We start from the raw sequence: 22,254 nt of genomic DNA on the forward strand, positions 1-22,254 counted from the left end.
CGCGCCCGCCGTGGCGGTGGCGGCGAGGAGCCGGCCCGCGCTGACGAGTACGACGGCCGCCCACTGCGCGGCACCCCGGGCCGCGAACGCCGGCTCCTGCCCGAAGCCGACGACGGGCAGCGGCAGGTCCAGGGTGTATCAGGTCCAGGGTGTAGAGGGCGGGCTGGAACTCGGACCGCGCGCCGTCGCCGGTGAACTGCGGCGGCCAGGTGGCGAAGACGGCGGGGCCGGCCGCGAACAGGCGGTCCGGTCACAGGTGACGTCCCCGTCGGGCAGGTGTCCGGTGGTGAGGTAGGCGTTGACCGCCGTGTCGACACAGGAGCTGCCGAAGACGCCGTACACCGCGTGCTGGTCCGCGCCCCGGAGGGTGACGAGGCGGGAGGCGGGCCACCTGCGGCGCACCTCGCGCGCGCCCTGGTAGACGGTGCGCGGGTCCCCGGTCGCGGATCAGCCCGGGCAGAACCACCGCGTCCGCGGCACCTGAAGCCATCGGCGGTCTCCCCGGCGGTCGCTGACGGGCTTTCGGCCGCGGACCGGTCCGGCACGGTCGTGGGCGCTCGCCTTTCGAGAGCGTGCAGACATCTTGACCCCGCCGGAACCAGCGGCTTAACGTTCCGGCGTTCGGATGGATTGAAACGATTCAAATCGCTGGGGTGCGCTCATGCAAGAACACCTTCCGCGGCGTGGCGGGATATCACGCCGTTCGGTGCTGGCCGTCGGCCTGGCGGCCGGTACCGCCGCGGCCTTCGGGGCCGCTTCGCCCGCCGCGGTCGCGCTTCCCGCGGACGGCGGGAGCCGGCCGGGCCGCGACTGGTTCGCCGACCCGCCGCGCCCGGTGCGGCCCAGGTTCCGGTGGTGGTGGCCCGACGGCCTGGTGGACCCGGACGAGATCGCCCGCGAGATCGACCAGATCGCGGATGCGGGCTTCGGCGGTGTCGAGATCGCCGCCGTCCACCACAGCATCAAGGACAAGTCCGTCCTCGACACCGCTCACCACGGGTGGGGGAGCGGGCCCTGGCGCGACGGCGTCGAGGCGGCACTGCGCCGGGCCGCCCGCCGTGGCCTCACCGTCGACATCACCCTCGGCCCGAGCTGGCCCGTCGCCGTGCCCGGTCTCAGCCCCGACGACGACGCGGCGGCCCAGGAGCTCGTCCACGGACGCGTCTCGCTGGCGGGCGGAACCACCTACGCGGGGCCCGTGCCGCCACCCGTGCGCGAGGCGGCCGCCGGTGTCACGAAGCAGCGGCTGCTCGCCGTGCAGTGCGCCCGTGTCGCACCCGCCAACTCCACCCGCAAGGAGACCGGGCTCGACCCGGCCGGCCTCGTCGACCTGACCGACACCGTCATCGACGGCACACTGACCTGGACGGCGCCCGACGACGGGGACTGGGTGCTGATCTCCTACTGGCAGCGCGGCTCGGGACAGCAGCCCGAGTCCGGGCCGCACTCCTCTCCCGCCGCCTACGTCGTCGACCACTTCAGCGCCCGGGGCACCGCCACGGTCACCGGCCACTGGGAGACACAGCTGCTGACGCCCGCCACAAGACAGCTGCTGAAGGCCGCGGGCGGAGCCTTCTTCGAGGACTCCGTGGAACTGGAGACCGACGGGCTGGTCTGGACACCGGGCCTGCCCGACGCCTTCGAGAAGCACACCGGCCGGCCACTGTGGCCGTACCTGCCGGCGCTGGTCCTCGACAAGAGCAACCAGGTCTTCGCCTTCGAGGCCCAGCTGACCCGGCAGATCAGGCACGACTTCTGGGAGACCGTGTCCGGCCTGTTCAACCGCCACCACCTGCTGGCCCTGCGGGACTGGGCGCACTCCCTGGGCATGGAGCTGCGCTCCCAGCCCTACGGCCTGCAGACCGACGCCATCGCGTCGGCGGCCATCCTCGACATCCCCGAGGGCGAGTCGCTCGGCTTCAAGAACCTGGACGACTACCGCTGCCTGGCCGGCGGCCGGGACATGGCCGGACACACGGTGCTCTCCTGCGAGGCGGGTGCCTACAACGGCTCGGCGTACAGCACGACCTGGGACCGTTTCCTGCGCACCATGGGCGGCGCCTACGCGGCCGGCGTCAACCAGACGGTCGTACACGGCTTCTCCTACGCCACCGCGCCGCAGGCCGCCTGGCCCGGCTTCGCCGCCTTCAGCCCCTACAACGGCACCCCCGGCTACGGCGAGTCCTGGGGCCCCCGGCAGCCCACCTGGCACCACGTCGCCGACATCTCCGGCTACCTCGGCCGCGTGCACCAGGTCCTCCAGGCGGGTACCGCGAGGGCGGACGTCGCCGTGTTCCGGCAGACCGGCTACACCGCCACCGGCATCGGCGCGTCCTGGTTCACCGCGACCGGCGTCCCGCTCGGCTGGACCCACCAGTTCCTCAGCGGCCCGCTGCTCGACCTGCCCTCCGCCACCGTGTCCGACGGCCGGCTGGCCCCCGACGGCCCCGCCTACAAGGCGCTCTTCGTCGAGGGCGACTTCTTCTACGGTTCCACGCCCACGCTCTCCGTCACCGACGCCCGAAAGCTGCTCGACCTGGCCCGGGCCGGACTTCCGGTCGTCCTCTTCGGCGCCTTCGACCAGGCACTGACCCCGGGAGTACCCGCACCGGGCGAGACGGACGGGCTCCGCGAGGTCCTCGCCCGCCTGCTCGCGCTGCCCAACGTCGCCCGTGTCACCGACAAGGCGGCGGTCGGGGACGCCCTCGCCCGGCTGGGCGTGAGCCCCGACGCGCGCTACGCCTCCGCCTCCACGCTCCTCAACGCGCACCGGGTCACCGCGGAAGCCGACTTCTACTACCTGTGCAACGGCAAGCACGCCGAGACCGTCAAACCGCCCGTGGCGGCGATCGACCACGAGGTGACACTGCGCCGCACCCGGGGCGGAGCCACCGTCCCGTACCTGCTCGACCCCTGGACGGGCGAGGCCGGGCGGATCGCCCGGTACACCCAGGACGGGCACGACTTCACCGTACGCGTCACGCTCCAGCCGGGCCAGGTGATGATCGTCGCGCTGGGGCGCCCCGGACTGTTCGGCGACCGCGACGGAGCCCGCCCGCACGTCCTGGCCACGGACGCCGACGCGGCGCTCTACACCCGGCGCGGCCTGACGGTGCGTGCCACCGGCGCGGGCACCTACACCACACGCCTGTCCGACGCCCGCACGGTCACCACCGTCGTCCGGTCCGTGCCCGCACCGGTCACGCCCGCCCGCTGGCAGCTGGAGGTCGAGGACTTCCAGCCCGGGTCCGACGCGACACGGACCGAACGGGTGCGCCGGACGCTGACGCTCGACACCTTGCTGCCCTGGTCGCAGATCCCCGAGCTGGCCGACTCCGCGGGAATCGGCCGGTACCGCACGACGGTCACCCTGCCCGCCGAATGGGACGCGTCCCTCGGCGCCTTCCTCGAACTCGGCCAGGTCAGCGACACGTTCCGGGTCACCGTCAACGGCACGCGGCTGGCACCGGCCGACCGCCTGCGTCCCGTCGTCGACCTCGGCACCCTGCTGCGGCGCGGCGCGAACACCCTCGAGGTCGAGGTCGCGACACCGCTCGTCAACCGCCTGCGGGTGGTCCAGCCCACCGTCTTCGGCGCGGTCGCCCGTCAGAACCACGGACTCGTCGGTCCGGTGCGCCTGGTCCCGTACGCGCAGGCGGCCGTGGCTGACGACTGACGCCCACCGGGGGTCGAACGTCTCCATCCCCGGTCGGTCCGGAGGGAACGCGGCACCGTGCCCGCACGGCACTCCCCACCCGCACCCTCTCGACGGCAGACGACGTCCGCGGCCTCGGCCGCGGACGTCGCCGTTCACCGGCCGAGTCACCGGCATCCGGCCCCGTGCGCGGCCCGGCAGGAGTCCTCCACGCCCACCTGCGCATCGGTCCCGGAGCCTCGTCGCCCGCCCCCGTCCTCCCCGACCGAGACGCTGATGTAGTGCATTAGATTGACGGCGGCAATGAAAGTGCCCTAGATTCCGTGGCGTTCAGCGCACTGAGCATCGTCGCGACCAGCTCCCGCCCCCCACTCCCTCAGGAGCCGCCGTCATGCGCACCCGCCTGCGCCTCTCCCTCGTCGCCCTCGCCACCGCCGCGGTCACCGCCCTGACCACCGGCTCCGCACCGGCTGCCGTCCAGACGGGGACCGCGACCACCGGTCACCTCACCGGCACCCTCGCCGACGGAGCCACCTGGATCGCCGACGTCCCCGACGGCTGGAACGGCACCCTGCTGCTGTTCAGCCACGGTTTCGGCCCGCTCGTCGCCCGCGACGCGCCCACCGACGACGCACGCGCCGAACTCCTCGCCCAGGGATACGCGCTGGCCGGCTCCTCCTACGACCCGAACGGCTCGATGTGGGCGCTGGCCAGTGCGGAACGCGACCAGTTCGCCACCCTCGACGCGGTCACCGCGCGGATCGGCACACCGCGCCGCACCCTCTCCGTCGGGCAGTCCATGGGCGGACTGGTCAACGCCCGCATAGCCCGCGACGGCGCCGGCCGCGTCGACGGCGCGCTGGGCCTGTGCGGGCTGGTGGCCGGCGGCACCGACCTGGACAACTACCAACTCGACGCCGAATACACCCTCGCCCGGCTGCTCCTGCCCGAACAGGACGTCAAGCTCGTCCGGTTCGGCTCCGCCGACGAGGCCGCCGCCACCGCCCAGAAGCTCACCGCGGCCGTCACCGCCGCACAGTCCACCCCGCAGGGCCGCGCCCGCATCGCCCTGGCCGCCGCCTTCCTCAACCTGCCCGCGTGGGCTCCGGGCCGCACCGCCCCCGCGCCGCACGACTGGGCCGGTCAGCAGGAGCAGCAGTACGCCTGGTTCGCGAGCGGCATCCTCTCCTTCGTCGAGGGCGGCCGGTACGCGATCGAGCAGTCCGTCGGCGGCAACAACTCCTGGAACCAGGGCATCGACTACGCCCGTCTCCTCGCCGGATCCGTCCACGCCCCGCAGGTCCGCGCCCTGTACCGGGCGGCCGGACTCGACCTGCGCGCCGACCTGAAGGCCCTCACCTCGGGAGCCGCGGTCACCGCGGACCCGGCCGCCGTCCGCACCGCCGAGCACACCTCCTCCGCGGGGCAGTCGCTCGCCGTCCCCCTGCTGGACGTGCACACCACCGCCGACAACCTCGTCCCGGTCGAGCAGGAACGCCGGTTCGCCGACCGCGTCCGCGCGGCCGGGCGGGGTGCGCTGCTGCGCCAGGCCTACGTCGAGCGCCAGGGCCACTGCGCCTTCACCACCGCGGAGACGGTCGCCGCCCTGCGTGCCCTCGAACACCGCCTGGACACCGGCAGTTGGGACGCCGCCGACCCCGCCGCCCTGCAACGGTCGGCCACCGCGCTCGGCCTGGACGGAGCGGCGTACGTCCCCTACCGCCCGGCGGCCCTGACGATCAGCCGTCCTTGACGGCGACCCGCCACGGCCGGCACCGGCGACGGGCGGACACGGTGCTCGCCGGGCAGGCGCTGCCGGCCGGGGGCCGCACGCCGCGGGGTGTCGCACCCGCGCGGCGGCCCCCGGCCGCGGCGGAACCTACCGGGGTGTGCCGAAGTCCTGGGTCCAGTAGGAGCCGGGCTGAGCGAGACCCACGCCGATCTCCTTGTAGGAGCAGTTGAGGATGTTCGCCCGGTGTCCGGGGCTGGACATCCAGCCCGCCATGACCTGCTCGGGGGTGGTGTAGCCGTAGGCGACGTTCTCGCCGTAGGCGCCCCACGCGTAGCCGGCCGCGGTGATCCGGTCGCCCGGGGACGATCCGTCGGACCCGGTGTGCGACATGTTCCGGTGGGCCGCCATGTCCGCGCTGTGCGCCTGGGCGGCCTTGGCCAGCGTCGCGTTCGGGGTGAGGGCCGAACACCCCGCCTTGGCGCGCTCCGCGTTGACGAGCTGGATGACCTGGGCGGTGACTCCCGAGGCCGTGGCTGTGGCCGTCGCCTTCGGGGTGCTCGCTGTCGTGGGGGCCTTGGTGGTGGAGCGGGGAGCGGGCGCGGTGGTCCTCGGGGCGCTCGGGGAGGCGGCCGGGGTCTTCGTCGCCGTCGAGGCGGTGGGCGCGCTGCCCGCGGTGCCGGTCCAGCGGTGCTTCCAGTGGCGGTACCAGCCGAGATCCTGGCCGGTGCTGCCCTGCCACTCCTCGGCCGTGTCCGCCGCGGTGAGGCGGAGCTGATCCCCGCCGCCGGACCCCCAGTCGGTACAGGCCATGGCGGCGGACGGTACCGCCACGGCCCCCACTGCGGCGGCGGCGACGGCTATCCGGCGGTAGTACTGCTTCCTGCGGTGCATTCCCATTGCGTGACCTGCCCTGAACTGCGACGACGTCCTGCGGCTCGTCATTCTTGGAAGGGCCGCGCACCGAGCGCAAAGGGCGCTCGGTACTACGTCGCTTCGTAGCCTTCCGTGGGCCTTGCCAGGTGAGTGGGGGCGTGCCTGCCGGGTGCCGCGGCCGGCTCAGGAGCCTGATCCTCCGTCAGCGGCCTTTCCCGGGCGCGAAGAGGCGAGACCGTCCCCACGCGTGGCATGCCGTCGAGGCGAGCGTGGGAGGTGTCCGCATCAAGACGGACAAGTCTCCTATGTCGCCGGAGCGGCTCCTACTAATCGGCACGGCGATGTCCCGGGCCCGGCGTGACGCATGTCACGGAATCCCGCCGCCCTGCGGTCGGCCTGTGAATCCGTTCACATTTCGTCGCACAACCGGCTTTCCGTGGCGACCGTCACGTCGCGCGGCGGGCAATTTGTTTAGGTTCGCGGTTCTGTGCCCCCATCACGCGAACTGCCGAGGTCCCTGCCTATGCCGTACCGAACCTGCCCCTTGCCGCGTAGACGTGCCGCGATGTGGGCCGGCGTCGTCGCGACGTCGGTAGCGGGGTTCCTGGCGGCCGGGGCGGTGGCCCCGGCGCCGGCGGCGGCCCTCGCGGCCCCGGCGGCCGCGCGCTCCGACGCCGCCGCGACGTCTTCCGGTCCGGCGACGACGGCGTTCCTCGAGCAGGTGCGGCCGCAGGGGAAGCAACGGGTGACCGCGGCGGTTCTGGACCTGGACGGCACCGGACGCGAGCCCGCGGTGTTCGGCGACGACACCGCGTACGACACCGCCAGCATCGTGAAGGTCGACATCCTCGCCGCCGCGCTCCTCCAGGCCCAGGACGCCGGACGGAGTCTCGGCGCGCGGGACCGCGCCCGGGCGGAGGTCATGATCGAGCGCAGTGACAACGACGCGGCGGGCGCGCTGTGGCGGAGCATCGGCCTGGCGCCCGGTCTCCAGGCCGCGAACGAGCGGCTGGGGCTGACCTCGACGCGGGGCGGTCCCGGCGTCAGGTGGGGGCTGACGCGGACGACCGCGAGCGATCAGATACGGCTGCTGCGCGACGTCTTCGGCACCGGGCCCGGCACGGGCGCCGCTTCCCCCGTGCTCGACACGGCGTCCCGCACCCGCATCCGCACGCTGATGACGAGTGTCGCCGCCGAGCAGGCCTGGGGTGTCTCGGCGGCCGCCGACTCCGGGTGGGCGCTGAAGAACGGCTGGCTGCAGCGCAACACCACCCGGCTGTGGGACGTCAACAGCGTCGGAGAGATCACCGCCGGCGGACACCACTACCTCGTCGCGGTCCTCTCGGACGGGAGCGAGACGATGGGGGACGGCGTCTCCCTGGTGGAACGCGCGGCCCGGGCGGCCGTCTCCTCGGCGGCCGCCCGCTGATCCGGCCCGATGTGACGCATGAGGCTCAAGGGAGAGCAGTGGCCGGCGTTCATGGGCAGGGTGGTGACGACTCGGGACGAGCAATGCTAGAAAGGCCGGATGCAAGACCGATTTGCCCGGCTTGGACGTCTATCGTGGCGATCGCTGTCGGGGAAGAGCCCGCGAAGCGTCGCCGGGCAGGTGTTCGTCCTGCAAGTGGCACTGGTGGTGCTGCTCGTGGTGTTCGCCGTCTTCTCCCTGTTCCTCCAGTCACGGCGGGACACCAACGCCGAGGCCAGACGCCGGTCCATAGCCGTCGCGCAGACCTTCGCGCACTCCCCGGGCATCGTGGCCGCACTGCGCACCCCCACCCCGTCGAAAGTGCTCCAGCCGCTGACCGAGGCGGGGCGGAAGTCCGCGGGCGTCGACTTCATCGTCGTCATGGACGCCCACGGCATCCGCTACACCCATCCCCTGCCGAGCCGGATCGGCAAGCGGTTCGTGGGCACCATCGGGCCGTCGCTGGCCGGAAAGGTCTACACGGAAAGCGTCCACGGCCCGCTGGGACACGAGGTGCAGGCCACCGTGCCCGTCAAGGACACCCACGGCAAGGTGGTCGCCCTCGTCTCCGCCGGGCTGAAGGTCAAGAACGTCACCAACCAGGTGGACCGGCAGATACCGATCATCCTGGCCGCCGGAGGAAGCGCGCTCGGAGCGGCGACCTGCGTGACGGCCCTGGTGGGCAGACGGCTGCGCCGCCAGACCCACAGCCTTGCCCCGGACGAGATGACCCGCATGTACGAGCACCACGACGCGGTGCTGCACTCCGTGCGCGAAGGTGTGCTCATCGTCGACGACGACGGGGTGCTGCTGCTGGCGAACGACGAGGCCAGGCGGCTCCTGGCCCTGCCCGCGGACGCCGAGGGCAAGCGGGTGGCCGGGCTGTCGGGCCTGGAACCCGAGATGGCCCAGCTCCTCGTCTCCGGCCGTGAGGCCACCGACGAGGTCCACTTCGCCGGGCCCCGGCTCCTGGCGGTCAACCAGCGGCCCACGGACCGCGACGGAGGCCCCAAGGGGACCGTGGTCACGCTGCGCGACTCCACCGAGCTGCAGGCCGTGTCCGGCAGGGCCCAGGTCGCCCGCGACCGGCTGAAGCTGCTGTACGACGCCGGACTGGGCATCGGCACCACCCTCGACGTCGTCCGCACGGCCGACGAACTCGCCCGGGTCGCCGTCCCGCGCTTCGCCGACTTCGTCACCGTGGACCTGCCCGACGCCGTGCTGCACGGCGAGGAACCGGCCACCACGGCGACCGGCATGCGACGCATCGCCGTGTGCGGCATCCGGCACGACCACCCCCTCTACGAGAAGGACCGGCTGATCGACTTCCTGCCGTCCACACCCCAGGCCCGCGGTTACGGCACCGGCCGTTCCGAACTGGTCACGGACCTGTCCACCGCCACCGACTGGCACGCCCAGGACCCCGAGCGCGCCGCCGCCATCGTGGACTACGGCATCCACTCCCTCATCGCGGCCCCCATCCAGGCCCGCGGCACCGTGCTGGGCCTGGCCAACTTCTGGCGGTCCAAGGAGCACGGTCCCTTCGACGAGGAGGAGCTGTCGCTGGCGGAGGAACTGGTCGCCCGCGCCGCCATCAGCATCGACAACGCCCGCCGCTACTCCCGTGAGCACGCCCTGGCCGTCACCCTCCAGCGCAGCCTGCTGCCGCGGGCCCTGCCCGAGCAGAGCGCCCTCGACGTCGGCTACCGCTACCTTCCCGCCCAGTCGGGTGTGAGCGGCGACTGGTTCGACGTGATCCCCCTGCCCGGCAGCCGAGTGGCCCTGGTCGTCGGTGACGTGGTCGGTCACGGCCTGCACGCCGCCGCCACGATGGGACGACTGCGCACGGCGGTGCACAACTTCTCCACGCTCGACCTGCCGCCCGACGAACTGCTGGGCCATCTGGACGACCTCGTCGGCCGCATCGACCAGAACGAGACCTCCCCCGAGACACCCGCGGCCGTCGTGGGCGCGACCTGCCTGTACGCGATCTACGACCCGGTGACGCGCCGCTGCGCCATGGCACGAGCCGGGCACCTGGCACCCGCGCTGGTCCTCCCGGACGGCAGCGCCGCCTTTCCCGACCTGCCGGCCGGACCGCCGCTCGGCCTGGGAGGCATGCCGTTCCGGACGGCGGAGCTGGACCTCCCCGAGGGCACCCAGCTCGTCCTCTACACCGACGGCCTCATCGAGGACCGCGCCCGTGATCTGGACGTGGGCATGGAACTGCTGCGCCAGGCCCTGGCAGGCCACCCCGACCGGCAGCCGGACGAGAGCTGCCAGGCCGTGCTGGACGAGCTGCTGCCCGGCCGGCCGCAGGACGACGTCGCCCTGCTCATCGCCCGCACCCGGGCGCTGCCGCCCGACCGGATCGCCGACTGGGACGTGCCGACCGACCCGGCCGCCGTCGCCGAGGTGCGTCTCGCGGTCGCCGGCAAACTCGACGAGTGGGGCCTTGCCGAGCTCGCCTTCGGCATGGAGCTCGTCCTGAGCGAGCTCGTCACCAACGCCATCCGCTACGGCAGCGGGCCCATCCACGTCCGGCTGATCCACGACCGCACCCTCATCTGCGAGGTGGCCGACGCCAGCAGCACCTCGCCGCACCTTCGGTACGCCGCGACGACCGACGAGGGCGGCCGGGGTCTCTTCCTCGTCTCGCAGCTCACCGAGCGCTGGGGCACCCGGTACACCCCCCACGGCAAGGTGATCTGGGCCGAACAGGCACTGCCGAAAGCCGAGAACGGCGCCGGTCCGTCCGGTGTGGACCGGACGCAGTGACCGCACACTTTCCCCACGGAAATGGCGTGGATCATCCATCTTTCATCCACGTGTGACGCGTCGGGCCGCAAGGATCCGGCCTGCGCCCGCGCACTGGCCGTACGCCCCCGGGTCCTGCTCATGGACGAGCCGTGCTCCGCGCTCGACCCGACCTCCACCCGCCGGGTCGAGGAGACGGTCCACGGACTCTCCGGCGAGGTGACCATCGTGATCGTCACCCACAACATGCGGCAGGCCGCCCGTGTGTCCCAGCAGTGCGCCTTCTTCCTCGCCGAACAGAACACGCCCGGCGGCATCGTCGAGCACGGCCCCACGGCGGACGTCTTCGGCTCTCCCGAGGACCAGCGGACGGCGGACCACGTGGCGGGACGATTCGGCTGACGCCCGGCGCGCCGTGCCGCTGTTCCGCCAGGCGGCTGCCGCTCCGGCCATTCGGGTGATCTCCCGCGCAGGCCGGACGGCGCGGGAATCCAAGGTGGACGGGCCCGTGGAGTGCTCGTCGTCTTCACGGCGGCCCCTTCCCGGTGGCAGCCCGGCGCGGGCCGACCCAAACTGAGATCCACGGTTCGCGATCTAGGAGGTCGAATGGTGGAGCAGTCCTCCGAGGTCCCCGTATCCCGGACAGTGACCGAGACGGAACGAAGAATGGCGGACGTCCTGTCCGACGTCGCGTCCCTGGAATCCGTTCCGGTCGACAGCCACTTCTTCACCGATCTCGGTGCCAACTCCCTCGTGATGGCCCAGTTCTGCGCGCGGGTCAGGAAGACACCGGACCTGCCGTCCGCGTCGATGAAGGACATCTACCGGCATCCCACGATCCGCAGCCTGGCGGCAGCCCTCGCGGCGGCGAGTCCCGCTCCCGCCGGAGCACCGGTGACGCCGACGAGCCGGCCGACGAGCCGGCTGCACCATTTCCTGTGCGGCACCTGCCAATTGCTCATCTTCCTGGCCTACTCCTTCGTGGCGGGACTGGTCGCCTCCCGGGGATACGAGTGGATCGCCGCCGGATCGGGTCCGGCGGACGTCTACCTGAGGTCGCTCATCTTCGGCGACGCCGTGTTCCTGGCCATGTGCCTCTTCCCGGTCATCGCCAAATGGCTGCTCGTGGGCCGCTGGAAACCCGGCGAATTTCCCCTGTGGGGTCCCGCCTATCTGCGCTTCTGGCTGGTGAAGGTCCTTCTCCACGCCAATCCGATGGTCTTCTTCGTCGGCAATCCGCTGTACGTGCTGTACCTCCGGGCGCTCGGCGCGCGCATCGGCAAGGGCGTCACGATCCTCTCCAGTTCCGTACCGGTCTGCACCGACCTGCTCACGATCGGAGCCGGGACGGTGATCCGCAAGGACTCGTTCCTCCTGTGCTACCGGGCGCACGCGGGCCGTATCCAGACCGGACGGGTCACGCTCGGCCGCGACGTGTTCGTCGGCGAGAAGACGGTGCTCGACATCGACACGTCGATGGGTGACGGAGCGCAGATCGGCCACTCGTCCGCGCTGTACCGCGGCCAGTCGGTCCCGGACGGCGAGCACCGGCACGGCTCCCCGGCCCAGCCCACCGGGACCGAGTACGTGCGGGTCGCGCCGGCGAAGTGCGGCACCCCGCGCCGGGCCTGGTTCGGACTGCTGACCCTGCTCCAACTGCTCGTGCTGTACCTGCCGCTGACCTTCGGCGGGATGTACCTGCTGTTCACCGGGGTTCCGGCGATCGGCAGGCGACTGGGCTCGGACGCGGCCGGCCTCGGGGTGTCGGCCCTGCTCACCGACGCGCTGCTGCTCTCCCTCGTGCTGTTCTTCGGCTTCGTCGTCGTGGGCCTCGTCGTGCTGTACACCGTGCCGCGCCTGCTGAGCGCGGCCGTCAGGCCCGACCGGGTCTATCCGCTCTACGGCTTCCACTACGCGGCGCACCGGGCGACGGCCCGCCTGACCAACGTGAAGTTCTTCGCCTGGCTCTTCGGCGACAGCTCCTACATCGTGTACTACCTGCGAGGCCTCGGATACGACCTGTCCCGCGTCGAGCAGACCGGGTCGAACTTCGGCACCGAGGTGCAGCACGAGAGCCCCTTCCTGGTCTCCGTGGGCAGCGGCACGATGGTCGCCGACGGGCTCTCGGTCCTCAACGCCGACTTCTCCAGCACGTCCTTCCGGGTGTCCCGGGCGTCGATCGGCGCGCACAACTTCCTGGGCAACAACATCGCCTACCCCGCGGGCGGCAGGACGGGCGAGAACTGCCTGCTCGCCACGAAGGTGATGGTGCCCCTCGACGGCGAGATCCGGGAAGGCGTGGGGCTGCTGGGTTCCCCCTGCTTCGAGATCCCCCGCTCGGTGGAGCGCGACGCACGGTTCGACCACCTGCGCACCGGGGACACGTTGAGCCGGCGCCTCGCCGCGAAGAACCGCTACAACCTCCGCTCGATGGCCGTCATGCTGTCCGCGCGGTGGCTGCACACCTTCCTGCTCACGGTTCTCGCTCTCGCCTCCGTCGAGCTGTACGGCGTGGTCGGACACGTGGTGATCGCCGGATATCTGGCCCTCACCCTGGTCTCGACCACCCTCTACTACATCCTCGTGGAGCGCTGCATCACGTCGTTCCGCGCGCTGCGGCCCCAGTTGTTCTCCATCTACGACCCGCGGTTCTGGAGGCACGAGCGGCTGTGGAAGGTTCCGGACGAGCACCTGAACATCTTCAACGGGACCCCGTTCAAGTCGCTGGTCTGGCGGCTGCTGGGAGTCCGCATCGGCCGCAGGGTCTTCGACGACGGCTGCTACCTGACCGAGCGGACGCTCACCACCATCGGCGACGAGTGCACCCTCAACGCCGGTAGCAAGATCCAGTGCCACTCGCAGGAGGACGGCACCTTCAAGTCCGACGGCACCACCATCGGCGCCGGCTGCACGCTGGGCGTCGGCGCCCATGTGCACTACGGCGTGACGATGGGCGACGGTGCCGTGCTGGCCACCGACTCCTTCCTGATGAAGGGCGAGGAAGTTCCCCCGAACGCCCACTGGGGCGGCAACCCCGCCGCGGACCTGCCGGATGCGTCCGACCGGTCCAGCGGCTTCGGTTCGGCAACAGCGATGTCTGCGGCCGGCGGCGCTGCGGCGACGCTGAGTTGAGGAAGGCCATGCGATGGGAGCGCGCGTAGAGGCGGACCGGGAGTACTGGAGCCGGGTGCTGACCGCCGGAGGTGTCACCCCGGTGCCACGATGGGCTCCGGAGCCGGTCGCGGGAGTAGCCGTGTACGAGGCGACCGTGCCGGACGCCGTGGCGGCCGCGGTGCGTGAGCTGGCACGCAGCGCGTCGGTGCCGGTGAGCGCGGTGCTGCTGGCCGCGCACACCAAGGTACTGGCCGCGCTCTCCGGTGAGCAGGAAGTCGTGACGGGGTACGTCGCGGGGGAGCGGAGCGGACCGCTGCCGTGCCGGCTGACCGTGCCCGCCGGGTCCTGGCGCTCCCTCGTGGCCGAGGCGCGCCGTGTCGAGGCCGAGCTGCTGGTCCACCGGCACTTCCCGGTGGAGGAGCTGCGGCGGGAACTGGGGCTGGCGGGCCCGTCGTACGAGATCGTGTTCGACCCGGCGGGTGCCGGGACCGGGCTCGTCGACGACGCCGCGCTGGGCGTGGGCTGGTACGACCAGGACGGGCGGCTGTCGGTGCGGTTGCGGTACCGCACGCAGGTGCTGGACACCGACTGCGCGGCCCGGGTCGGCGGTTACCACCTGGCCGCGCTGCGGTTGATCGCGGCGGACGCGGACGCCGATCACACCCGGCAGAGCCTGCTCTGCGCCGACGAGGTGCACGAGCAGATCGAGGGGCTGGCCGGTCCCCGCCGGGAGCTGCCGCCGGCGCGGGTGCACGAACTGTTCGAGCAGCGTGTGCGCGCGCACCCGGACCGGGTCGCGGCGGTGCACGGCGAGCGGGAGTGGACGTACGGCGAGCTCAACGCGCGCGCCAACCGGCTGGCACGAGCGCTGCTGGAGCGCGGACTGGGCCGGGAGGACGTGGTGGCGGTGGTCACCGAACGCCATCTCGACTGGCTGGCCTCGACCTTGGCGGTGTTCAAGGCGGGCGGCGTCTACCTGCCGATCGAACCCCACTTCCCGGCCGGACGGATCGCGGCGACGCTGTCGCGAGCCGGGTGCCGGCTGGTGCTGACCGAATCCGGCGCCACCGGCACCCTGGACCAGGCCCTGGCCACGGTGCCGGGTGTCGAGAAGCTGCTGACCGGGACCGCGTACCAGGAGCAGCACGACGGCACGGACGTCGCGGTGGAGGTGACCGCCGGCCAACTGGCCTACATCTACTTCACCTCCGGTTCCACCGGTGAGCCCAAGGGAGCCATGTGCGAGCACGCCGGCATGCTCAACCACCTCTACGCCAAGATCGACGACCTGGAGATCACCGAGGGGTCGGTGGTGGCACAGACGGCCCCGCAGTGCTTCGACATCTCGCTGTGGCAGCTGGTGTCCGCGCTGCTCGTCGGAGGGCGGACACTGCTGGTCGGACAGGAGGCGATCCTGGACGTCGAGCGGTTCCTCGACACCGTCGTCCGCGGCCGGGCCGCCGTGGCCCAACTCGTGCCCTCCTACCTGGAAGTGGTCGTCTCGTACCTGGAACGGCAGCCCCGCGCGCTGCCGGACCTGCGGTGCGTCTCGGTGACCGGCGAGGCACTGAAGCGGGAGCTGATCCAGCGCTGGTTCGCGATCCAGCCCGGGATCGGACTGGTCAACGCCTACGGCCTGACGGAGACGTCCGACGACACCAACCACGAGGTCATCACGGAGGTGCCCGAGCGGGTGCTGCTCGGGCGTGCGGTCAACAACGTGCACGTCTACGTCGTCGACGAACACCTGTCACTGGTGCCGCTGGGCGCCCCGGGACTGATCGCCTTCTCCGGCGTCTGCGTCGGGCGGGGCTACGTCAACGACCCCGAGCGCACCCGTGAGGCCTACCGGGAGGATCCGTACCGGCCGGGGGAGCGGCTGTACCTCGGCGGTGACTGGGGGCGCTGGCAGCCCGGCGGCAGACTGGAGTTCCTCGGCCGCCGGGACAACCAGGTCAAGATCCGCGGCTTCCGCATCGAGATCGGTGAGATCGAGAACACCCTGCTGCGGGTGCCCGGAGTGCGCGACGGCGCGGTGGTCGTCACCGAACGGGCCGACCGGAGCAAGCACCTGACGGCCTTCTACACCGGCCGTAGTCTCCCGCCGGACGCGCTGTGCGAGGCGCTGGGCGCCGCACTGCCCGCCTACATGATCCCGTCGGCCTTCCACTGGCAGCCCGCCCTGCCGCTGACCGGCAACGGGAAGACCGACCGCAAGGCGCTGACCGCGCTGGCCGAGCGGACGGCTGCCGCACCGGGTGACCACACCGGGGAGCGCGACCAGGTCCCCCGCACCCCGACCGAGCGGAAGCTGGCGGCAGCGTGGGCGGAACTGCTGGGCGTCCCCGAGCACCGGATCGGCCGTACCGACCACTTCTTCGCATCCGGCGGCACCTCACTGTCGGCGGTGAAGCTCACCATCGCCCTGGACCGTGCCGTGTCCCTCAAGGACATCACCCGGCATCCGGTACTGGCCGACCTCGCCGCCCTCCTCGACGGCACCTCCCGGCAGCGCCCGGAACTGCTGCAGCCGCTGTCGGAAGCGGGCGGTGCGCCGGACTGCGTCCTGGTGTGCTTCCCCTACGCGGGCGGCAACGCGGTCAACTACCGGCCGATGGCCGGCGCCCTGGCGGCCGGCGGGGTCGCGGTGCACGCCGTCGAGCTGCCCGGTCACGACCTGGCCGCCCACACCGAGCCGTTCGCTCCGATCGAGCAGGTGGCGGACCGGGTCGTCGCCGAGATCACCGCGCGCGGCCTGACCCGGGTGATGCTGTGGGGCCACTCGTCCGGCGCGGCGCAGGCGGTGGCGACGGCACGCAAGCTCCGTGAGCGCGGCGTCGACGTCTCCCGGGTGTTTCTCGCCGCCCAGCTCCTCGGCACCGCCGCCGGCCGGCGTGCCGCCGTCGCCGAGCTGACGGGCCTGGACGACGCCCGCATCGCCGAACGGCTGACCGCGGACGGCGGCTACACCGAACTGCGGGAGCTGAACGCCGAGCACGCCGAACACGTCGGTGCCGCCTACCGGCACGACTGCGTGTCCGCCCACCGCTACTTCGCCGCCGCCCTGGCAGTGCCACCCGCGGTGAAGCTGACCGCGCCGGTCACCGTGGTCGTCGCCGCCGACGATCCCAACACCGCCGGCCACGCGGGCCGCTGGCACGACTGGCAGCTCCTCGCCGAACGCGTGGAGCTGCACGAACTCGCCGACGGCGGCCACTACTTCCTGCGCACCCGGCCGGCCGAGGCAGCCCGGGCCGTCCTGGGCGCCGTCGAACCGCTGGCCTCCTCCTGAACCTCCCGTCACTTCCCGCAGGGCAACCGAAAGGAACCAGAGATGTCGTCCTCACCACCCCTGGCAGCACCGCTCGACGTGCGGCTCCAGCCGGACAGACCCCCGATCCTGCGGGTCGCCTCCCCCGGGGACGCGTCGAGTTGGGCGGCGGAGCACCGCGAGGCGCTGCGCGCCCAGGTCACCGAGCACGGCGCGCTGCTCGTCCGGGGGCTGGGACTGCGGGACGCGACCGGGGCCGGTGCCGTGTTCGCGGCCCTCGCCGGCGACCTGATGACGGAGAGGGAGGCCTTCGCGCCCCGCGAGGCCCATGGCGCGGGGGTGTACTCCTCCACGGCCTGGCCGGCGAACCAGCCGATGTGCATGCACCACGAGCTGAGCTACGCGGTCGAGGTGCCCGGCCTGATGCTGTTCGCGTGCCTGACCGCGCCCGGCGAGGGCGGGGCGACGGCGGTGGCCGACGCGGAGGACGTGCTGCGGGCGCTGCCCACCGAGGTGACCGAACGCTTCGAGCACGAGGGCTGGCTGCTGACCCGGGCCTACAACGACGAGATCGGTGCGTCCCTCACGGAGTCCTTCGGCACCGACGACCGCGCCGCGGTCGAAGAGTACTGCCGCGCCCACGCCATCGACTTCGCCTGGCAGCCCGACGGGTCCCTGCACACCCGGCAGCGGCGCAGCGCCGTGGTAAGGCACCCGCTCACCGGCAGACGGTGCTGGTTCAACCAGATCGCCTTCCTCAACGAGTGGACGCTCGCCCCGGAGGTGCGCGAGTACCTGGTGGACGTCTACGGCGAGGACGCGCTGCCGTTCAACACCCGCTTCGGCGACGGCTCCCCGATCGGCGAGGACCTCGTCCGGCTGCTCAACACCACCTATGAGGAGCACACCCGGCGCGAGCCCTGGCAGGCCGGCGACCTCATGCTCGTCGACAACATCCGCACCGCGCACAGCAGGGAGGCCTTCAGCGGAGACCGTCAGGTACTGGTCGGCATGGCCGAGCCCCGGCGGCTGCCCGACGGCTGCCCGACCCCGGAGGCGAGCCGGCGATGACCCACTCGCTGTCACCCAGCCCGGAGAGGTCCGGCTCCCGCCCGGCGCCGACGTTCGCGGTGATCCCCGGCGCCCAGGTCCAGCAGGCGCTGAGCGGGCGCGAGAAGCAGATCGTGGAGCTCGTCGAGGCCACCTACCGGCTGCACGGCGCCGGCCGGTCGGTGAACCCCCCGTCGTACTTCCTGCGCTTCCCGGACCGTCCCGCGGACCGGATCATCGCGCTGCCGGCCTCCGTCGGCGGGTCGGTCCACGTCGACGGCCTGAAATGGATCTCCAGCTTCCCTGCCAACGTCGGTGCGGGACTGCCCCGGGCCTCCGCGGTCCTCATCCTCAACGACCACGACACGGGTTACCCGTTCGCCTGTCTGGAGAGCTCCATCATCAGCGCGACCAGAACCGCGGCCTCCGCCGCGCTGGCCGCCGACCGGCTCAGCCGCGACCGGCCCCGCCCCGAACGCGTCGGCTTCTTCGGCACGGGACTGATCGCCCGCTACATCCACACGTTCCTGACCGGCACCGGCTGGGCGTTCGACGAGACGGGCGTGTACGACGTCTCCGCCGCCAGCGCGGCCGGTTTCCGTGGCTACCTGGAGCAGAGCGGCGCCCCCGGCCGGGTGACGGTCCACCGCGGCGCCGAGGAACTCGTCCGCTCCAGCGACCTCGTGGTCTTCGCCACCATCGCGGGCGAACCCCACGTCGGCGACCCGGCCTGGTTCGCCCACAACCCCCTGGTCCTGCACATCTCCCTGCGCGATCTCGCCCCCGAGATCCTGCTGTCCTCGGCCAACATCGTCGACGACGTCGAGCACTGCCTGAAGGCCGACACCTCTCCCCACCTGGCCGAACAGATCACGGGCAACCGTGACTTCCTGGACGGCACCCTCGACGACGTCATGAGCGGCCGGCTCACCCCGCCGTCCGACCGGCCGGTGATCTTCTCACCCTTCGGACTCGGCGTCCTCGACCTCGCCGTCGGCAAGTACGTCTACGACGAAGTGGCCCGCGCGGGTCAGCTCCGCCTCATCGACGACTTCTTCCACGACCTGCGCCGGTACGGCTGAGGCGAACCCGCTCGGCTCTGGCATCCGGAGGCCCACCGTGCCTGTCATATCCGCTCCCCACGCCTTCAACGAAAGTCATCTGTTCGTCGACCTCGAGCCGGTCCTCGGGTGTCGTCTCCACCTGAAGTGCGAGGGCTTCAACTTCGCCGGCTCCATCAAGTTGAAGGCCGCGAACGAGATGGTGGAGGCAGCAGAGCGAGACGGTCTGCTCACCGAGGACTCGATCGTGGTCGAGTCCTCGTCCGGGAACCTGGGTGTGGCGCTCAGCGTGATCGCCGCCAGCAAGGGTTACCGGTTCCTGTGCGTGACGGACTCCCGTTGCAACCTGTCGACCAGGCTCCTGATGGAGGCGCTGGGCAGCGAGGTGCACATCGTCTCCGACCTGGACGCCAACGGCGGCTTCCTGGGCAAACGGATCGACTACGTCCGCGCGCTGTGCGCGTCCGACGACCGCTACGTGTGGCTCAGCCAGTACACCAACGCGGGCAACTGGCGGGCGCACTACCGCACCACGGCACCGGAGATCGCCGGCCACTTCCCGCGGCTCGACGTGCTGTTCGTCGGGGCGGGCACGACCGGGACCCTGATGGGCTGCGCGCGTTACTTCCGGAAGTGGCACCGGCCGGTGCGGATCGTCGCCGTGGACAGCGTGGGCTCCGTCTCCTTCGGCGGCGAGCCCGGCCGCCGGATGATCCCCGGCCTGGGCATGAGCATGCGTCCGCCGCTGCTCGACGAGTCCTACGTCGACGACGTCGTCCGGGTCGAGGAAGCGGACACCATCCGCACCTGCCACCGACTGGCCCGCCGCGGATTCCTGTTCGGCGGCTCCACCGGGACGGTGGTCAGCGGCGCGGCGGACTGGCTCGCCCAGCACGGCACACGGGGCCTGACCGCGGTGGCCATCGCCCCCGATCTCGGCGAGCGCTATCTCGACACCATCTACCAGGGCAACTGGCTCCAGGACCTGTACGGCGACGAGATCTTCGACCCCGAGGAGGTGCCCGCGGCTTCCCCGAGGGGCAATCCGGTGTCGCGGCACCGCGCTGTCGGCGGCGACCGCGGAGTGGAGCGCTGATGGGGCCGGGACGGTGAGTGCGGATGCGCCCGAGCCCCGGGGACGCCCCCGGCCCGAGGCTTTCCGGCGGCGGGAACGGGCCGGCCGTCTCCCGCCCCGAGTTCGACGCCGTGTTCGAGGCGGTGCGCACCTGGGGGAGGTGGTTCCCGGCCGACCGCGGGGCCTGGAACCGGGTGACCGGGGACCACGTGCGGCGGGCCGTGGCCGCGGTGCGGTCCGGCACCGTCGTGCCGATGGCGTTGCCCTGGAACACCCGGGCCGGCCCCGACAACCCCAGGCCCGCCCTGCACCACATGACCGATCTCGGTGACGTGGAGCGCCCGGAACCCTCCACCCACAAGGACTTCGTCGCCGTCGACTACCACGGCAAGGGCGTCACCCATCTCGACGCGCTGTGCCACATCGCCTATCGAGGCCGGCTCTACGACGGCCGGACGGCGCGCGAGGCGGTCGATGCCGCGGGGGCCCGCTTCGGCACGGTGTCCGCGCTCGGGCCCCTGGTGACAAGAGGAGTGCTCCTCGATCTCCCCGCCGTCTTCGGGGTCCGCTGGCTGGAGCCGGGACAGGCGGTGCACGCACGGGACGTCATCGCCGCGGAGGAGGCGCTCGGCGTGACGATCGGCGAGGGCGACGCGCTGCTGCTGCGCTCCGGGCAGGTCCGCCGCCGTCGGGAACTCGGTGCCTGGGATCCCGGCACGGCCGGCGCGGGCTTCCACGTGGACGCCGTACCGCTGCTGGCCGAGCGGGGGATCGCGCTGCTCGGGGGTGACGGCGACAGCGACGTGAGGCCCTCGCCCGTCGACGGGGTGCACTCGCCGGTGCACGCGCTGGCCGTCGCCGCGATGGGGGTGCCCCTGCTGGACAACCTCGACCTGGAGGCCCTCTCCGCCGCGACCGCCGAGGCCGGGCGGTACGCGTTCCTGCTCGTCGTGGCGCCGTTGAACGTGCCGGGCGGAACGGGCTCGCCCGTCACACCTGTCGCGGTGCTGTGACGGACCTTGCCCACCGTGACTCGTATCCGCAATGCCCGTATCCTCGTCAATACCATACTTTTCTGTAAATCGAGTGAAAAGTAAATTATTTCGGGTGTGAGTGGGGTGAAGCGTGGTCCGGTCCGGCGGAGAACCGCAACCGGCGGGACGTGCGACAGACGGCACGGGTCCCGCCCTCTTCCGAGAGCGGTTCCTACAGGGCGAGCCGGTCGAGACGGGCGTACGGACGTCGATCCTGAGCTCCTGGCAGCGCTGCCGGTCCCTGGGACTCTCGCCCGACCAGCACGATCTTCCCTTCCGGGAGGACTTCGATCCCGGCGGACGGGTCGTCCACGCGGCGGTGCCGGTGCTCGACCGGCTGCAGACCAAGTTCTCCGGCAGCGAGATGAACATCTCCCTCGCCGATGCGAACGGCACGGTCCTGCTGCGCCGGTTCGGACGGGCGTCGCTGGTCGGCAGCCTCCCGGCGATCCAGACGGTCCCGGGCTTCGTCTTCGCCGAACAGGTCGCCGGTACCAACGGCATCGGGCTGGCCCTGGCGGAGCGGCGGCTCATCCGGGTCTACGGAGCCGAGCACTTCGCCGAGCGCTCCCAGCAGAGCGCCTGCCTCGCGCTGCCGGTCCGCGACCCGCTCAGCGCGCGCATCGAGGGGGTGCTGTGCATGGGCTATCCACGCAGCGCCGACACCCCGGGCCTGGGCGCGGTGCTGCGCAAGGCGGCCGCGGCCATCGAGCGGCGGCTGCTGGGGCAGAGCTCCGAGCGTGAGCGCGCGCTGCTGAGGGCGTACCTGGCGGCGGAGCCCCGAACCGCCGCCGGCCCTTGCCACGGCGTCGCCGTGGAGGAGCTGGCCCGCGAGCTGCGCCCGCGTGACCAGGCCGTGCTCCTGGAGAAGGCCACCGAGCTGATCTCCGGCGCGCAGCGGGCCGCGGTGGTCGTGCCCCTGCCCGGCGGAGGCCGGGTCACCCTGCTGAGCCGCCCCATGACGAGTGCGTCCGGGACGGAAGGCATCGCCGTCGAGGCCGTCCTCCCCGGGATGCCGGCGGCCGAGGCCCTCGTCGTCCCGCGCCAGCTCGACACGGCGAGCTTCGCCGCCGAGCCCGTCGTCGTCCGTGCCGCCCCCTCCCTCCGGTGCCGGCCCGTCGCTCCGCCGCCCGGACGCCCTCTCCCCGGCGCCGCGCCCGGCCC

Annotated in this window: 13 protein-coding genes and 2 pseudogenes; 13 read left to right on the top strand and 2 right to left on the bottom strand. The window is 72.2% G+C overall.

Annotated elements, in window-relative coordinates; translation table 11 throughout:
- Positions 1-295: hypothetical protein (locus tag ABZX30_RS34055; protein ID WP_355941064.1), on the top strand; the 295-nt coding region annotated here is incomplete at its 5' end.
- A gap of 17 nt (positions 296-312) precedes the next feature.
- On the opposite strand, the pseudogene ABZX30_RS34060 reads toward ABZX30_RS34055, so the two are convergent.
- A pseudogene (locus ABZX30_RS34060) lies at positions 313-402 on the bottom strand (hypothetical protein); the annotation flags it as partial.
- 259 nt (positions 403-661) lie between these two features.
- Between ABZX30_RS34060 and ABZX30_RS34065 the strand changes: the two are divergent.
- Together ABZX30_RS34065 and ABZX30_RS34070 are read left to right on the top strand one after the other, a co-directional pair.
- Positions 662-3,676 (top strand): glycosyl hydrolase, encoded by a 3,015-nt coding sequence (locus ABZX30_RS34065; protein ID WP_355941032.1) that lies wholly within the window; start codon positions 662-664, stop codon positions 3,674-3,676.
- A gap of 370 nt (positions 3,677-4,046) precedes the next feature.
- Complete coding sequence (locus tag ABZX30_RS34070) at positions 4,047-5,408, top strand: alpha/beta hydrolase (protein WP_355941034.1); 1,362 nt, start codon at positions 4,047-4,049, stop codon at positions 5,406-5,408.
- A 126-nt stretch (positions 5,409-5,534) separates the two neighbouring features.
- Here the strand turns inward: ABZX30_RS34070 and ABZX30_RS34075 are convergent, their stop codons facing one another.
- Positions 5,535-6,284, bottom strand: a complete 750-nt coding sequence (locus ABZX30_RS34075) for a CAP domain-containing protein (protein WP_355941037.1) — start codon at positions 6,282-6,284, stop codon at positions 5,535-5,537.
- Between the two features lie 520 nt (positions 6,285-6,804).
- Here ABZX30_RS34075 and ABZX30_RS34080 point away from each other — a divergent pair.
- From ABZX30_RS34080 to ABZX30_RS34125, 10 genes and pseudogenes are all read left to right on the top strand, one after another.
- Positions 6,805-7,689: a serine hydrolase gene (locus tag ABZX30_RS34080; protein WP_355941040.1), complete on the top strand. Its 885-nt coding sequence runs from the start codon at positions 6,805-6,807 to the stop codon at positions 7,687-7,689.
- A 99-nt stretch (positions 7,690-7,788) separates the two neighbouring features.
- A complete protein-coding gene (locus ABZX30_RS34085) occupies positions 7,789-10,506 on the top strand; it encodes a SpoIIE family protein phosphatase (protein WP_355941043.1) in 2,718 nt (905 codons plus the stop codon).
- A 21-nt stretch (positions 10,507-10,527) separates the two neighbouring features.
- Positions 10,528-10,887: a hypothetical protein gene (locus ABZX30_RS34090; RefSeq protein WP_355941046.1), complete on the top strand. Its 360-nt coding sequence runs from the start codon at positions 10,528-10,530 to the stop codon at positions 10,885-10,887.
- Between the two features lie 204 nt (positions 10,888-11,091).
- A complete protein-coding gene (locus tag ABZX30_RS34095; protein WP_355941049.1) occupies positions 11,092-13,617 on the top strand; it encodes a Pls/PosA family non-ribosomal peptide synthetase in 2,526 nt (841 codons plus the stop codon).
- A gap of 13 nt (positions 13,618-13,630) precedes the next feature.
- Positions 13,631-16,891: an amino acid adenylation domain-containing protein gene (locus ABZX30_RS34100; protein ID WP_355941052.1), complete on the top strand. Its 3,261-nt coding sequence runs from the start codon at positions 13,631-13,633 to the stop codon at positions 16,889-16,891.
- Positions 16,892-16,933: 42 nt separating this feature from the next.
- Positions 16,934-17,941: a TauD/TfdA family dioxygenase gene (locus ABZX30_RS34105; RefSeq protein WP_355941055.1), complete on the top strand. Its 1,008-nt coding sequence runs from the start codon at positions 16,934-16,936 to the stop codon at positions 17,939-17,941.
- A complete protein-coding gene (sbnB, locus tag ABZX30_RS34110) occupies positions 17,938-19,002 on the top strand; it encodes a 2,3-diaminopropionate biosynthesis protein SbnB (RefSeq protein WP_355941057.1) in 1,065 nt (354 codons plus the stop codon). Before ABZX30_RS34105 ends, sbnB begins: the two co-directional genes overlap by 4 nt.
- A gap of 37 nt (positions 19,003-19,039) precedes the next feature.
- Positions 19,040-20,077, top strand: a complete 1,038-nt coding sequence (gene sbnA, locus ABZX30_RS34115) for a 2,3-diaminopropionate biosynthesis protein SbnA (RefSeq protein WP_355941059.1) — start codon at positions 19,040-19,042, stop codon at positions 20,075-20,077.
- Between the two features lie 23 nt (positions 20,078-20,100).
- Positions 20,101-21,069 carry a cyclase family protein gene (locus tag ABZX30_RS34120; protein ID WP_355941061.1) on the top strand — a complete coding sequence of 323 codons (969 nt, stop codon included), beginning with the start codon at positions 20,101-20,103 and terminating at the stop codon, positions 21,067-21,069.
- A gap of 112 nt (positions 21,070-21,181) precedes the next feature.
- Positions 21,182-22,254: pseudogene (locus ABZX30_RS34125) on the top strand (protein phosphatase); the annotation flags it as partial.

The sequence above is a fragment of the Streptomyces sp. NPDC004542 genome (assembly GCF_040610035.1).
Classification (GTDB): Bacteria; Actinomycetota; Actinomycetes; order Streptomycetales; family Streptomycetaceae; genus Streptomyces.

Bases quoted from the DNA above. Each gene is read 5' to 3' on its own strand.
- ABZX30_RS34065 (WP_355941032.1), top strand. From the start codon at position 662: ATGCAAGAACACCTTCCGCGGCGTGGCGGGATATCACGCCGTTCGGTG.
- ABZX30_RS34070 (WP_355941034.1), top strand. From the start codon at position 4,047: ATGCGCACCCGCCTGCGCCTCTCCCTCGTCGCCCTCGCCACCGCCGCG.
- ABZX30_RS34075 (WP_355941037.1), bottom strand. From the start codon at position 6,284: ATGGGAATGCACCGCAGGAAGCAGTACTACCGCCGGATAGCCGTCGCC.
- ABZX30_RS34085 (WP_355941043.1), top strand. From the start codon at position 7,789: ATGCAAGACCGATTTGCCCGGCTTGGACGTCTATCGTGGCGATCGCTG.
- ABZX30_RS34090 (WP_355941046.1), top strand. From the start codon at position 10,528: ATGGCGTGGATCATCCATCTTTCATCCACGTGTGACGCGTCGGGCCGC.
- ABZX30_RS34095 (WP_355941049.1), top strand. From the start codon at position 11,092: ATGGTGGAGCAGTCCTCCGAGGTCCCCGTATCCCGGACAGTGACCGAG.
- ABZX30_RS34100 (WP_355941052.1), top strand. From the start codon at position 13,631: ATGGGAGCGCGCGTAGAGGCGGACCGGGAGTACTGGAGCCGGGTGCTG.
- ABZX30_RS34105 (WP_355941055.1), top strand. From the start codon at position 16,934: ATGTCGTCCTCACCACCCCTGGCAGCACCGCTCGACGTGCGGCTCCAG.
- sbnB (WP_355941057.1), top strand. From the start codon at position 17,938: ATGACCCACTCGCTGTCACCCAGCCCGGAGAGGTCCGGCTCCCGCCCG.
- ABZX30_RS34120 (WP_355941061.1), top strand. From the start codon at position 20,101: ATGCGCCCGAGCCCCGGGGACGCCCCCGGCCCGAGGCTTTCCGGCGGC.